General features: G+C 69.7%; 12 protein-coding genes, 1 tRNA gene and 2 pseudogenes. 12 read left to right on the top strand and 3 right to left on the bottom strand.

Going from position 1 to position 13,450, the window contains the following annotated elements; translation table 11 throughout:
- A pseudogene (locus GT354_RS52405) lies at positions 1-362 on the top strand (hypothetical protein); the annotation flags it as partial.
- Between the two features lie 50 nt (positions 363-412).
- Positions 413-486, top strand: a tRNA-Ala gene (locus tag GT354_RS01075).
- Between the two features lie 74 nt (positions 487-560).
- Here GT354_RS01075 and GT354_RS01070 read toward each other — a convergent pair.
- Complete coding sequence (locus tag GT354_RS01070) at positions 561-944, bottom strand: hypothetical protein (protein WP_161354232.1); 384 nt, start codon at positions 942-944, stop codon at positions 561-563.
- 210 nt (positions 945-1,154) lie between these two features.
- Here GT354_RS01070 and GT354_RS01065 point away from each other — a divergent pair, with 210 nt between their 5' ends.
- The 3 genes and pseudogenes from GT354_RS01065 to GT354_RS01055 form a co-directional block, all read left to right on the top strand.
- Positions 1,155-1,877: a DUF5753 domain-containing protein gene (locus GT354_RS01065; protein WP_346011779.1), complete on the top strand. Its 723-nt coding sequence runs from the start codon at positions 1,155-1,157 to the stop codon at positions 1,875-1,877.
- A 59-nt stretch (positions 1,878-1,936) separates the two neighbouring features.
- Positions 1,937-2,128 carry a hypothetical protein gene (locus GT354_RS01060; protein WP_161354230.1) on the top strand — a complete coding sequence of 64 codons (192 nt, stop codon included), beginning with the start codon at positions 1,937-1,939 and terminating at the stop codon, positions 2,126-2,128.
- 277 nt (positions 2,129-2,405) lie between these two features.
- A pseudogene (locus GT354_RS01055) lies at positions 2,406-3,188 on the top strand (SGNH/GDSL hydrolase family protein); the annotation flags it as partial.
- A 575-nt stretch (positions 3,189-3,763) separates the two neighbouring features.
- Here the strand turns inward: GT354_RS01055 and GT354_RS01050 are convergent.
- Together GT354_RS01050 and GT354_RS01045 are read right to left on the bottom strand one after the other, a co-directional pair.
- Positions 3,764-4,396, bottom strand: coding sequence for a TetR/AcrR family transcriptional regulator (locus tag GT354_RS01050; RefSeq protein WP_161354229.1), 633 nt, complete (start codon positions 4,394-4,396; stop codon positions 3,764-3,766).
- A gap of 45 nt (positions 4,397-4,441) precedes the next feature.
- Entirely contained in the window at positions 4,442-6,169 is a 1,728-nt protein-coding gene (locus GT354_RS01045; RefSeq protein ID WP_346011778.1) for a phospholipid carrier-dependent glycosyltransferase, read from the bottom strand.
- 58 nt (positions 6,170-6,227) lie between these two features.
- Here GT354_RS01045 and rsmI point away from each other — a divergent pair, with 58 nt between their 5' ends.
- From rsmI to GT354_RS01010, 7 genes are all read left to right on the top strand, one after another.
- The gene (gene rsmI / locus GT354_RS01040) at positions 6,228-7,094 is read left to right on the top strand and encodes a 16S rRNA (cytidine(1402)-2'-O)-methyltransferase (RefSeq protein WP_346011777.1); all 867 of its coding nucleotides are present in this window, start codon (positions 6,228-6,230) and stop codon (positions 7,092-7,094) included.
- A 355-nt stretch (positions 7,095-7,449) separates the two neighbouring features.
- Positions 7,450-7,815: a hypothetical protein gene (locus tag GT354_RS01035; RefSeq protein WP_161354228.1), complete on the top strand. Its 366-nt coding sequence runs from the start codon at positions 7,450-7,452 to the stop codon at positions 7,813-7,815.
- A gap of 111 nt (positions 7,816-7,926) precedes the next feature.
- Positions 7,927-9,564, top strand: coding sequence for a methionine--tRNA ligase (gene metG / locus GT354_RS01030; protein ID WP_161354227.1), 1,638 nt, complete (start codon positions 7,927-7,929; stop codon positions 9,562-9,564).
- Entirely contained in the window at positions 9,565-10,494 is a 930-nt protein-coding gene (locus tag GT354_RS01025; RefSeq protein WP_161354226.1) for a TatD family hydrolase, read from the top strand.
- 254 nt (positions 10,495-10,748) lie between these two features.
- Positions 10,749-11,831: a resuscitation-promoting factor gene (locus GT354_RS01020; RefSeq protein WP_237534252.1), complete on the top strand. Its 1,083-nt coding sequence runs from the start codon at positions 10,749-10,751 to the stop codon at positions 11,829-11,831.
- Positions 11,828-12,787, top strand: a complete 960-nt coding sequence (gene rsmA / locus GT354_RS01015; protein WP_346011775.1) for a 16S rRNA (adenine(1518)-N(6)/adenine(1519)-N(6))-dimethyltransferase RsmA — start codon at positions 11,828-11,830, stop codon at positions 12,785-12,787. The genes GT354_RS01020 and rsmA overlap by 4 nt, the downstream gene beginning before the upstream one ends.
- Before the next feature lie 28 nt (positions 12,788-12,815).
- A partial coding sequence (locus GT354_RS01010; protein ID WP_161354225.1) for a 4-(cytidine 5'-diphospho)-2-C-methyl-D-erythritol kinase occupies positions 12,816-13,450 on the top strand: 635 nt, incomplete at its 3' end.

The following is a 13,450-nucleotide window of genomic DNA, read 5'->3' as shown; positions in this document are numbered from 1 at the left end:
CGCGCCCCGCCTCGCCCGGTACCGCCCGCAAGCGTGAGCGCGCGGCCGAGGAACCCGCCCTGGCCGAGTGGATCGCCGAGCTGGCCACCGGCGCCGGCACCCACGACCGCGACGCGTGGGACCCGGTCCCGGTACCCCTGCCGACCTACGTGACGGCCCCGGTCGTCCCGCGCGGCGAGGTCGAGGAGGAGCCGGAGCGCCCCCAGATCCACGCAGTCCCCGACCCCCAACCCGCCGCCGACCTCCACCCGCCCACCCCGTTGTTCGACCAATACGCCGAGGACACCCGCGCCGCGTACGGCGCATCGGTCGACTCGCTCCCGATGTACGAACACGAGTGGCGCCGCGCCGTCAACGAGTGAGAAACCCCGTGCAGAGGCACCCGCCGGAAGTGGTAATGTTTCTCCTCGTTGGGCCTGTGGCGCAGTCTGGTAGCGCACCTCGTTCGCATCGAGGGGGTCTGGGGTTCAAATCCCCACAGGTCCACACAGCACGAAAGCCCCGCCGGTCCCACCCGGCGGGGCTTTCGTCATATCGTGACGTTCGTTCGGCAGCCGGCGCTACGACCCGTCCGACGGTTCAGGAAGCCCGAGCGTCCACGCGGGTGGATTCTGCGCGGCGGCTGCGAGGAACGTGTCCACGTCGAAGCCGTGGTCTTTCAGTCGCTGTCTGGCCGACTCAAGACGCTCCTCGTCGAACAAGCCTCGGTACCAGGGCAACAAACACCACGCTTCCACGCTGCGATCCAGCCGCTGGATCTCCCACAGGATGGTGAATCCCCGCGAGGTGCCGGATGCGCCGAGTAACTGTCGGGCCGTTGCCACCGCCCCTGCCTCGCTCACCATTCCCGCGAAGCGTTGGGCTCGGTAACGGCTTTCACGTCCGAGGGCAGCGAAGCCCTCGGTCACATCGCGGTGGAAATGGCGCTCCGTCTCGGTCTGCATCGCCTTGTTTCACTCCTGTCGGATTGCGGTGCCGGTACTGCTTGGGGCTCGACCGGCCGGAGAGCCATCGTGGACGGGTGGGCGAGGCATCGAAAGGTGCCAGACCCGATATAAGGGAGTCGCTCGTCACGCCGGTGGCCGGGAATCCGGTCGATGGAGGCTACCCAAGTCGATGGAGACCCTCGGACGCCACGTCCCGCCCGGGTAGAGGTGACTACCGACTATGCGGCTGCGTTGCTCGGGCTGGACCGTACGAAGATCTCCAACATGGAGTCGGGTGTTCGTGCGATCGGCCCTGACCGGGTACGAACCCTCACGAGCAACTACGAATGCGCAGAGGCCGCTTACGTCGATGCCCTCGTGGCGATGGCCGGGAGCCAGGAGCGTGGATGGTGGGAGGAGTATCGCGGCGCTCTCCCGCCGGGACTGCTCGACATTGCGGAACTGGAGTGGCACGCGGCGCGGTTGCATACCGCCCAGACCGTGCATCTACCGGGTCTGCTACACACCGATGAGTACGCCCGGGCGGTGTTCGGCGCCGTCCTTCCACCGGTGTCGCGACTGGAGATCGAACTGCGGGTGAATCACCGAATGGCACGACAGCGCTTCTTGGAAGGGACCACGTTGCGCCCGTACGTGGGGTACATCCACGAGGCGCCCCTACGCATGGAGTTCGGCGGGCGCACGGTCACCCGAATCCAACTCGAGCATCTTTGCGCCGCGTCGGAGCGTGAGCACATCACGCTACGCGTCATCCCTGTCGGCTGCGGTGCCTTCCCGGGGGCAGGCCACGCACTCCTCTGCGCAGAAGGCGTCGTTCCTCGACTCGACACTGTGCAGCTCGACTCGGCACACGGTCCGGACTTCACCCACGCCGACGCTCAACTCGCCAAGTACCGCGCACATCCGGATTGGATGGCTCAGGCTTGCTGACCCCCGAGAAGTCGCGTGACTTTATCCACACTATTGCCCGTCAGCTCTAAGGAAACCGAATGCCTCACATCACTTGGGAAGCTCCATTTTGCGGCGAGGGCAACAACTGCTTCCGCCTGGGTACCGACGCCGAGGGGAACGCGTACATCGCTGTGGATGGCCAGGAGGATCTGTACCTCACCGACTCCATGGAGGCACTGCGTGTGCTCATCCGGGACGTCAAGGCGGGCAAGGCCGACCATTTGCTGTAGCCCCTGCAGAAGCTTGCGGTGCCCGGCAGCGGGCGGAGCACTCCGAGCACTGCAGGCTTCGTCTCGTGCTTGACGATGTGGGTTGAAGCGGCCATCCCGTGCGGGCGGGAGCCGGCTCGTTCTTTGCCTTCGCGAGGAATGCGGGGCGTCGAGCCGACCTTGAACATTGAAGGCGCGTCTCGGCTCGGTCGGCCGGGCGCGGCCATCGTGACGGAGTGTGTTCAGGCAGTTTATTACGGTCGCGTAGGCGAGGTGTGCGGTGCCAACATCGGGTGACATGGCCGAGGTAGTGAATTCACGCGGGGACCTTTCGGGGATCGACTCTTTTGTGGCTGTCGGGGACAGCTTCACCGAGGGAGTGGGCGATCCGGGGCCCGATGGCATCTACCTCGGGTGGGCGGACAGGTTCGCCGCCCGGTTGGCGGAGGAACGGCCCGGGTTGCGGTACGCCAACCTCGCGGTGCGGGGCAAGGTGTTGCATCAGATCGTCGAGGAGCAGGTGCCGCTGGCGATTGCGGCCCATCCGGATCTGGTGACGTTGTGTGCGGGTGGCAACGATGTGTTGCGGCCCGGGAGTGATCCCGATCGGCTCGCTGCGGAGTATGAGGAGGCTGTCGCCGCGTTGACGGCCGCCGGGGCTCGGGTGGTGGTGTTCACGGGGTTCGATACGCGGTGGGTGCCGGTGCTGCGGCTGATCCGGGGGAAGGTCGCCACGTACAACGAGCATCTTCGGGCCATCGCGGATCGGTACGAGTGCCCGGTGGCGGACATGTGGGCGCTTACGTCGCTGCACGATCGGCGGGCTTGGAGCGAGGACCGGCTGCACCTGTCGCCCGAGGGGCACGACCGGGTCGCGCTCAAGGTCGGGCGGGCGCTCGGTCTTGATGGTGATCCGGACGCGCCGTGGCCTGCGGAGGACGTTGCGTTGACGGCCGGGGCGGCGCGGCTGGAGAACGTCCATTGGGCTCGGGAGCATCTGGTGCCGTGGATCGGGCGGCGGCTGCGGGGGCAGTCGTCCGGGGACAACATCACCGCCAAGCGGCCGGAGTTGGCTCCGTTGGATGGTGTGGCGGGTTCCGGCGTGGCCGGCGCGGGTGTGGCGGGTTCCGGCGTGGCTGGCGCGGGGGTGGTCGGTGCCGGTGTGGTGAGGGTCGCGTCCGAGAGCGCGGGTCGGCAGGCCAGTTAGCGTTTTGGCCGTGGCCGTGGCCGTTGCCGTGGCCTGGGTGGGGTCGACGGTTGGCCTCAAACGCCGGCCGGGCTGAATTTTCGCCGGTCGGGCTGGGTGGTGGGTCGGCTTGGTTGGCCTCAGACGCCGGCCGGGCTGAGTTACGGCGGTTGAGCTGGGTGGTGTTCGGCTCGGTCGACGGGTGGCCTCAAACGCCGGCCGGGCTGGATATTCGCCGGGCGGGCTGGGGGGTGGGTTGGCTTGGTTGGCCTCAGACGCCAGCCGGGCTGAATATTCGTTGGTCGGGTTGGGTGGTGGGTTGGCTTGGTGGCCTCAAGCGCCGGCCGGGCTGAGTTTCGCCGGGCGGGCTGAGTTTTGGCGGTTGGGCCGGGTGGTGTTCGGCTCGGTCGACGGGTGGCCTCAGAGGCCGGCCGGGGTGGATGTTCGCTGGGGGCTGGGCGGAGTTGGTTTCAACCGTTGGGGTGTCGGGCGGTTGCTGCTGCTTCTGCTGCGGCGCCCAGGAGGAGGACTCGGGCCGAGCGGGTGACCGTGTGTTCTACCGCTTCCATGGTCATGCGGCCGAAGGCCCAGCTGAAGAGGGCGCCTTCCCAGGCGACGCCCAGCAAGCGGACGAACTCGTCGGCGTTGGGGATTTCGTCGGCGATCGCCGTGCGCAGCATGGTGTTCATGGTGTGGTTTATTTCGCGGTGGCAGTCGCCCACGCCCGGGTCGGAGGAGCCCAGGGCGTGGATCAGGGCGGCGGTCAGGCGTGGGTGGCGGGCCATGGTTCGGCACGTGTTGTGCAGGATCGCGCACACGCGCTCGGCGGCGTCGGCGCCGTGTGGGCGGGCCGCGTCGCTGCGTTCCAGGGCCGCGATCCACTCCTGGTGGGTGGCCGCCAGCAGGTGGTCCTTGGACGAGAAGTGGCGGTAGATCGTCGCGGAGGACAGCTTGGACAGCCGAACCACGTCGCGCATTTGCACGCTGTCGTAGCCGCCCTCCGCGGCCAGCGCGCGGGTCGCGTCGATGGCCCGTCGGCGTATGTCCTGCTCCCGTGTGACAGCCGCGGCGGGTACGTCGGGCGTGGCAGGCGTGACGGGCATGGGTACCGGCCTCTCGGAGGTGACCTGCGACTGGGCTGCGACGGCCTAGATCCAGGTGCTGAACCACATGCGGTCCAGCCACCCGCTCCGGCTGATCGTCTCGCCGCTCAGGATCGGATAGAAGTACAGGAAGTTCCAGGCGATCAACGCGATGATCGCCACCGTCGCGGCCGTACCCCACGCGCGCCGTCGTTCGGTCGCCCCCGGCGGCCCGAGCAGCGCGCCGAGCATCATGGCCACCGCCAGGCACAGGAACGGTACGAAGGCGATCGCGTAGAACAGGAAGATCGTGCGGTTCTGGAACGCCATCCAGGGGAGGTAGGTGGCGGCGAGCCCGCACAGGATCGCGCCTGCCCGCCAGTCGCGGCGCGCGGCCCAGCGGAACAGCATGTAGCCGAGCGCGATCACGCCGGTCCACCACAGCAAAGGCGTGCCGATGCCGAGCACCGACTGATAGCAGTCGGTCTCCGTACAGCCGTCGGTGCCGGTGGGCACCTTCTCGAAGTAGTACGCCACCGGGCGACCCAGGAGCAGCCAACTCCACGGGTTCGACTGATAGGGATGTGGCGTCTCCAGGCCGGTATGGAACGAGTACATCTCCGCGTGGTAGTGCCACAGGCTGCGCAGTGGCGCCGGCACCCACGTCATGCTCACCTGCGGCAGCGGGACGCCCAGGACGTGATCCGGGGACAGCCCTGCCCGGTCGTCGGCCCAGTGCCGGAAGTAGCCGCCGTCGGTCATCAACCAGCCGGTCCACGACCAGACGTAGATCACGGCCGCGACGCCCACGGTCGCCAGGAACGCGAACAGCACGTCGTGGCGCAGCGTCGCGCGGTAGGGCCGGCGCGCGCCGCACGCGCGGCGGGTGCCCGCGTCCCACATCACGCTCAGCACGCCGAACGCGGCGAGGACGTACAGGCCGCTCCACTTGGTGCCGCACGCCATGCCCAGGCAGATGCCGGCCACGATCCGCCACGGGCGCAGGCCGAACTTCATCGACGCCGCCCGCGCGGCGTCGGGACCCGACGCGAACATGCGCGCCGCGATGGTTCTCGTATCGTCGCGGTCGATCAGCAGGGCCCCGAACGCGGCCAGGACCCAGAACATCAGCACGAGGTCGAGCAGCGACGTGCGGCTCATCACGAAGTGCAGGCCGTCGAGCGCCATCAGCAGACCGGCCACGCAGCCCAGCAGCGTCGAGCGGAACAACCGGCGGCCGATCCGACACAGCATCAGCACCGACAGCGTGCCGAGCACCGCGAGCGCGAACCGCCAGCCGAAGGGCGTCAGTCCGAAGATCTGCTCGCCGACCGCGATCGTCCATTTCCCGATCGGCGGGTGCACGATGTAGGAGCCCTGCGTCTGCAGGATGTCGGTCTGGCCGTTGAGGACCTGGTCGTTGGCCACCTTGTCGGGCCAGGTGCCCTCGTAGCCGAGCTTGAGCAGTGACCAGGCGTCCTTGGCGTAGTACGTCTCGTCGAATATCACCGCCTTCGGCTTGCCCAGGTTCCAGAACCGGATGAAGCCGGCCAGCAGCATGACCAGGATGCACGGCAGCCAGCCGCCGCCCGTGTACTTGCTGTTGTCGGTATACGACGGGACGAGCCGCTCGCGCAGCGGCGTCGTCGGTCGGGCCCGGTAGCCGAATCGGGCGAGTGACCAGGCCCACCCCCGGGGCTCCAGACGGGCGGCCCCGGTGGTGCTCGGGGACTCCGTCGCACCCTTTCCGGGTTGCGTTCGGGTCGGCTCGTCGGTCGCCACGTCACTCGTCACCCCTGCATGTTATTGACGCCGGAGCCGCGGGTGGTCGGGGAAAGGGGAGGATGGCGGAGTGGAACACGAACAGGACATCCCCGTAAGCGGCGTACTCGTACTCGCCGGCACCCCCATCGGCGACGTGACGGACGCGCCCGCGCGCCTCGCCGTCGAACTCGGCGCGGCCCAGGTGGTGGCCGCCGAGGACACCCGGCGGCTGCGCAGACTTGCCGGCGCGCTCGGTGTGGATGTGCCGGGGCGGGTGGTGTCGTACTTCGAGGGCAACGAGGCGGGGCGTACGCCGGAGCTGGTCCAGGCGTTGCGTGACGGCAAGCGGGTGCTCCTGGTCACGGACGCCGGCATGCCCTCGGTGTCCGACCCGGGGTACCGCCTCGTCGAGGCGGCGGTGGCGGAGGGCATCCGGGTCACGGCGGTGCCGGGCCCGTCCGCCGTACTGACCGCGCTCGCGCTCTCCGGGCTTCCGGTGGACCGGTTCTGTTTCGAGGGGTTCCTGCCGCGTAAGGCCGGTGAGCGGGCCCGGCGGCTGAGCGACCTCGCGGCCGAGCCGCGCACGATGGTCTTCTTCGAGGCGCCGCATCGGCTGGCCGAGTCGCTCGCCGCGATGGCCGAGGCGCTGGGCAACGAACGCCGGGCCGCGGTCTGCCGCGAGTTGACCAAGACCTACGAGGAGGTTCGCCGGGACACCCTCGCGAACCTCGCCGAGTGGGCGAAGCCGGGCGTACGCGGTGAGATCACCGTCGTGGTCACCGGTGCGCCGCCGGCCGACCCGTCAGAGATCGGGCCCGACGAACTCGTCACGCGCGTGGCCGGACGCGAGGCGGCCGGGCAACCGCGCAAGGAGGCGATCGCGGCGGTCGCGGCCGAGGTCGGCGTGCCCAAGCGGGTCGTCTTCGACGCGGTGGTCGCGGCGAAGAAGGCCTGAGGAGTACGGAGAAGGCTCGGGGAGTACGGAGAAGGCTTGAGGAGTACGAAGAAGGCTCGGGAGCGCGAGGAAGGCTCGACGAGCGGGGCGGCGCGATCGGTGGTCGATCGGTCGACGCGCGTCGTGCCCGACCCGCTTCACGGCGATTCGGCAGGGTCAAGCGCGGGCAACGAGTAGGTAGGGCACTGCACTCGATCGAGTGACGAGTCTCCCGGATTCTCCATATTCCGTAGTGGCAGCCGTCAAGTAACGGGCTGGACCGATACGGGAGACGGGGTTCCGGGCATTCCATGGATACCGGTCACGGGCGACCTTTCGAACGAGTCGCTGGGTCATCCCGTGTGAGGAGGTCGTCATGGAGAATCCGACGGTGGTGCACGAGGCGTACGCGTTCGTCTGCATGTCCTGTGGTCGCGGTTGGGAACGCGTCTACGAAATCCACCACGCGACCGACCTGCACGGGGATCGGCACTACGTCTACTACTCGGAGGGGGCGCGTGTTCCGTCCCCGTTCACGGCGCCGACGTGCGAGCACTGCGACGGCACGCGGCTGCGCATACTCCGGTCCGGTCGGGTCGCGTCGATGACCCGCCCCGCGACTCCCAGGGCCGCCAAGGCCGCCAAGCCCGCGAAGGCCGCCAAGCCCGTCGAGCCCGCGAAGGTCCCGACGCCGCGTTCGAACACGCGCTGGCACCTGCCGTCCCTGCACCGGCCCGCCTGAGCACCCCACCGAGCACTCGCCGCACCCCCCTGCCGGGACGCGACGCCCGGCGACGCCCGCCCACCGGATACTCGGGGGCGGGCGTCGCCGCGCCGGCCGTAGGATTCCGGTATGGCGGCCACTGGAACCACTGAACACACTGCGGGCGAGCGCGAGAAGGCGTTTTATGTCACGACGCCCATCTACTACGTGAACGACGCCCCGCACCTGGGCCACGCCTACACGACCGTCGCAGGCGATGTGCTCACCCGTTGGCACCGTCAGCGCGGCGAGAAGGTGTGGTACCTCACCGGCACGGACGAGCACGGTCAAAAGATCATGCGCACGGCCGAGGCGAACGGCGTCACCCCGCAGGCATGGTGCGACAAGCTCGTCACCGAGTCGTGGAAGCCGCTCTGGGAACACCTGAACATCGCCAACGACGACTTCATCCGCACGACCGAGAAGCGGCACACCGACCGCGTCCAGGAGTTCGTGCAGGACCTGTTCGACAAGGGCGAGATCTACAAGGGCGGCTACGAGGGCCCGTACTGCGTCGCGTGCGAGGAGTACAAGGCACCCGGTGACCTGATCGACGGCGAGGACGGGCAGAAACTGTGCCCGATCCACAAGCGCCCGGTGGAGATGCTCAAGGAGGAGAACTACTTCTTCAAGCTCTCCGAGTACGGTCCGAGGCTGCTCGCGTTCTACGAGGCCAACCCCGACTTCATCCAGCCGGCGTCGGCGCGCAACGAGGTCCTGTCCTTCGTGCGGCAGGGGCTCCAGGACCTGTCGATCTCGCGCTCGACGTTCGACTGGGGCATTCCGGTCCCGTGGGACCCCAAGCACGTCATCTACGTGTGGATCGACGCGCTGCTCAACTACGCCACGGCGGTCGGCTACGGCGCGGACCAGGCGAAGTTCGAGAGCACCTTCCCGGCCGACGTGCACCTCGTGGGCAAGGACATCCTGCGCTTCCACGCGGTGATCTGGCCCGCGATGCTGATGGCGAACAGCCTGCCGGTCCCCGGCCGCGTGTTCGCGAACGGCTGGCTGATGGTCGGCGGCGAGAAGATGAGCAAGTCGAACCTGACCGGCATCTCGCCGCAGCAGCTCACCGACCACTTCGGCGTGGACGCCTACCGCTACTACTTCCTGCGGGCGATCCAGTTCGGCCAGGACGGGTCGTTCTCGTGGGAGGACTTCTCCGCGCGCTACACCTCCGAGCTGGCCAACGACTTCGGCAACCTGGCGTCGCGCGTCGCGGCCATGGTCGGCAAGTACTTCGAGGGCGCGCTGCCGGCCTCGACCGCCGACGGCGACGCCGAGGGTGTGCTGCACAGCGCGCTGATCCAGACCGTCTCGCTCGCCGACGACAAGATGCGCGCGCTCGACTTCCAGGCCGGCCTGGACGCGATCTTCGGCTACGTGAAGCTGGTCAACGGCTACATCACGGAGCAGGAGCCGTGGAAGGTGGCCAAGGACGACAGCGACGCGGGTCGGGCCAGGCTCGCGACGATCCTGTACACGTCGGCCGAGTCGCTGCGCGCGCTCGCCGTGCTGCTCAACCCGGTGATGCCCGAGACCGCGCAGAAGCTGTGGGACTCGCTCGGCGCCGACGCGCACCTGGGCGCGCTCGACGCGCAGCCCGTGCAGGACGCGGGCCGTTGGGGGCAGCTCCCGGCCGGGTCCACGGTCACCAAGGGCGCGGTCCTGTTCCCGCGCCTGGAAGAGCAGACCGCTCGCGGCAACAAGAAGGCGGATGCCTGAGTGAGCAAGCGCAAGCGCCGGGACGGCGGGCCGCGCGACACCACCGCGCCGCCCGCCCCCGAACCGCTGCGGGTGCCCGTGTGGGACGCCCACACCCACCTGGACCTCCAGGAGGCGGAGGTGGCCGACGCGTTGTCGGCCGCCGCCGCGGTGGGCGTCACGACGCTCGTCCAGGTCGGCATCGACGTGCCCTCGTCGCAGTGGGCGGCGGCGACCGCCGCGGCCCACGAGAGCGTGCACGCGACCGTCGCCCTGCACCCCAACGAGGCGCCGCGGATCGTGCTCGGCGACCCCGACGGGTGGTCCGGGCAACGCCGTGAGCCGGGCGGGGCCGCCGCGTTGGAGGCGGCGCTCGCCGAGATCGATCGGCTCGCCGCGCTCCCGCACGTGCGCGGGATCGGCGAGACGGGGTTGGACTACTTCCGTACGGGTGACGAAGGGGTCGCGACCCAACAGGAGTCGTTCCGGCGGCACATCGCGATCGCCAAGCGACACGGCAAGCCGCTGGTGATCCACGACCGCGAGGCGCACGAGGACGTGTTGCGCATCCTCGTCGAGGAGGGCGCACCGGATCGGGTGGTCTTCCACTGCTTCTCGGGTGACGCCGAGATGGCGAAGGTGTGCGCCGAACGCGGCTACGTGATGTCGTTCGCCGGCAACGTGACCTACCCGAGCGCGCAGCCCCTGCGGGACGCGCTCGCGGTCGCGCCCCCGGACCTGATCCTGGTCGAGACCGACGCGCCGTTCCTGACCCCGGTGCCCTACCGCGGCCGACCCAACGCGCCCTACCTCGTGCCGGTCACGGTGCGGGCGATGGCCGAGGTCAAGGGCCTGGCCGAGGACGACCTCGCCGCCGCGCTGGCGGCGAACGCGGAGCGGGTGTTCGCGGTCGCCGGCAGCGGCCCCGCGAGCGTCGACGGCTCGGCCTGACCACTCGGTTCACAGCTCGATTCGACAACTCCGTTCGACGGCGGATGCGTTGCGCGTCACCCGAACAACCGGGTGACGCGCGAAGCCCGGTCCCGCGCCCGTGTACAGTCCGGTGCTCGTCGGCAGCTATCCGCACCACCGCCGGCCACACTCACCGGAACAACCCTGGAGCCCCGTTGAGTCGTTCCGCCGGCTCCGCCCGTAGGCGAAACACCGCCCGGGCGGGCAGGGGCGGCAGCCGCCCCGGTCCCTCGTTGCGCACGCTCGTCCCACAAGCGCTGGTCGTCGCCGTCCTGGTGGGCGGTACGACGGCCTTCGTGTCGTACGACAAGACCGTCACCCTGGAGGTCGACGGCGAGGCGCACTCCGTACACACGTTCGCGTCCGACGTCTCCGCGCTGCTCAGCCGGCAGGAGATCAAGGTCGGCGAGCACGACATCGTCGCGCCCGGCCGCAAGGCCGGCATCGAGGACGGCGACCGGATCGCGGTCCGCTACGGCCGTCTGTTGACGATGACCGTGGACGGGAACCCCAAGCAGGTCTGGGTCACCGCGAAGTCGGTCGCGGAAGCCCTGGAGCAGGTCGGCGTCCGCGAGGACGGGGCGTTCCTGTCCGCGTCGCGCGACCTGCCGATCGGCCGCCAGGGCCTCAACCTGGACGTGCGCACCGAGCGCGCGCTCACCTTCCTCGTCGACGGCAAGCAGATCCCGCTGCGCACCAACGCGCCCACCGTGCAGGCCGCCCTCGAACAGGCCGGCATCGCGGTCGGCCCACAGGACCGCGTGGACGTCGCCACCGACACGTATCCGCAGCAGGGCCAGACGATCACGATCCTGCGGGTCACCGGCACGACCGTCACCAAGGACGAGAAGATCCCGTTCAAGACGGACAAGCAGGACGACCCGACGCAGTTCAAGGGCAACGAGGAGGTCACCACGAAGGGCGTCGCCGGCCTTCGGCAGATCACCTACTCCTACGAGACCGTCAACGGCGTCAAGCAGGAGCCGCGCAAGATCTCCGAAAAGGTGGTCAAGGAGCCGGTCACGCAGATCGTCAAGGTCGGCACCAAGGCGATGCCCGACTCGGTGGCCGGCGCCGACCAGCTCAACTGGGGCGCTCTCGCGCAGTGCGAGGCGGGCGGCCGGGCGAACGTGGTGGACGCGTCCGGGACGTACCACGGGCTGTACCAGTTCGACGCGCAGACGTGGCAGTCGATGGGCGGCAAGGGCGTCGCCAGTACGGCACCCGCATCGGAACAGACATATCGGGCAAAGCTCATGTTCGTGCAACGAGGGTCGAGTCCGTGGCCATTGTGCGGAAGTAAGCTGTACTCGTGAGTGATCATCCCGCGGGACCGGGACTGCTCGGTGCCGCGGACATCCGCGCGCTTGCCGAGGCCCTGGGTGTGCGCCCGACCAAGCAGCTCGGCCAGAACTTCGTCATCGACGCCAACACCGTGCGCCGCATCGTGCGAACGGCCGGCGTGCGCCCCGACGACGTCGTCGTCGAGGTGGGCCCCGGCCTCGGTTCGCTGACCCTCGCGCTCCTGGAGAGCGCCGCGCGTGTCGTCGCGGTCGAGATCGACCCCGTGCTCGCGCGGCACCTGCCGACCACGATCGAGGCGCGGATGCCCGAGCGGGCGGCCGACTTCGCGCTCGTCTTGGCCGATGCGATGACGGTGACCGAACTGCCCGGCCCCGCCCCCACCGCGCTCGTGGCCAACCTGCCCTACAACGTGTCCGTACCGGTGCTGCTGCACATGCTGCAGACGTTCCCGACCCTGGAACGGCTGCTCGTGATGGTGCAGGCCGAGGTGGCCGACCGGCTCGCGGCCACGCCCGGCGGCAAGGTGTACGGCGTGCCGTCGGTCAAGGCGGCGTGGTACTCCGACGTCAAGCGGGCCGGCTCGATCGGGCGCAACGTGTTCTGGCCCGCGCCCAACGTCGACTCCGGCCTGGTGTCGTTCGTGCGCCGCGAGCCGCCCGTCACCACCGCGAGCCGCCAAGAGGTCTTCGCCGTCGTCGACGCCGCGTTCTCGCAGCGCCGCAAGACGCTGCGCGCGGCCCTCGCCGGCTGGGCCGGCTCCGCCGCGGGCGCCGAGCAGGCCCTGCGCGCGGCCGGGATCGACCCGCGCACGCGCGGCGAGATGCTCGACGTCGACGCGTTCGCCCGGATCGCCGAGCACCGCCCCGAGAGCGCCCACATCAGCGCCCCGGCCGATCCCCGAGCGACGCCGTCGCTACCATCGGCAACGGCCCGCAGTGGTCCGTCGCACCCGCACGAAGAGGTCTGAGCAGGGCCCCGAAGGAGTTCCACGAGCCGTGTCTTCCGTCACCGTCAGTGTCCCCGCGAAGGTCAACCTGCAACTCGCGGTCGGTGGGGTGCGGCCGGACGGCTTCCACGAGCTCGTCACGGTCTTCCACGCCGTCTCGTTGTACGACGAGGTCACCGTGACCGAGGCCGACCGGCTGAGCATCACGTGCGACGGCGAGGGCGTCGGTGACGTGCCGCTCGACCACGACAACCTGGCCGCGCGCGCGGCCCTGCTGCTCGCCGACCGGCTCGGCCGCGAGGCCGCCGTACACATCCACATCCGCAAGGGCATCCCCGTCGCAGGCGGCATGGCCGGCGGCAGCGCCGACGCCGCCGCGACGCTGCTCGCGTGCGACGCGCTGTGGCGCGGCGACACCCCCCGCGAGATGCTCCGCCGGCTGGGCGCCGAACTCGGCAGCGACGTGCCCTTCTCCGACCTCGGCGGTACCGCGATCGGCACCGGTCGCGGTGAGCGGCTCGCGTCGGTACCGACCACGGCCCGCTTCCACTGGGTCTTCGCGCTCGCCGACGGCGGCCTCTCCACGCCCGCGGTGTACGCCGAGTGCGATCGGCTGCGCGAGGCGTCGGGGGCGGTCGTGCCGCGACCCGCGCCGCGCGAGGAACTGATCGCGGCGCTGCGGGC

It is taken from the genome of Streptomyces sp. SID3343 (assembly GCF_009865215.1).
Taxonomy (GTDB): domain Bacteria; phylum Actinomycetota; class Actinomycetes; order Streptomycetales; family Streptomycetaceae; genus Embleya.
The sequence above is the reverse complement of the archived record's forward strand: the minus strand, read 5'-3'. Positions and strand labels throughout refer to the sequence as shown.

Coding starts and splice junctions, on each gene's coding strand:
- GT354_RS01060 (WP_161354230.1), top strand. CDS start 1,937: ATGCCTCACATCACTTGGGAAGCTCCATTTTGCGGCGAGGGCAACAAC.
- GT354_RS01070 (WP_161354232.1), bottom strand. CDS start 944: ATGCAGACCGAGACGGAGCGCCATTTCCACCGCGATGTGACCGAGGGC.
- metG (WP_161354227.1), top strand. CDS start 7,927: ATGGCGGCCACTGGAACCACTGAACACACTGCGGGCGAGCGCGAGAAG.
- GT354_RS01050 (WP_161354229.1), bottom strand. CDS start 4,396: ATGCCCGTCACGCCTGCCACGCCCGACGTACCCGCCGCGGCTGTCACA.
- GT354_RS01035 (WP_161354228.1), top strand. CDS start 7,450: ATGGAGAATCCGACGGTGGTGCACGAGGCGTACGCGTTCGTCTGCATG.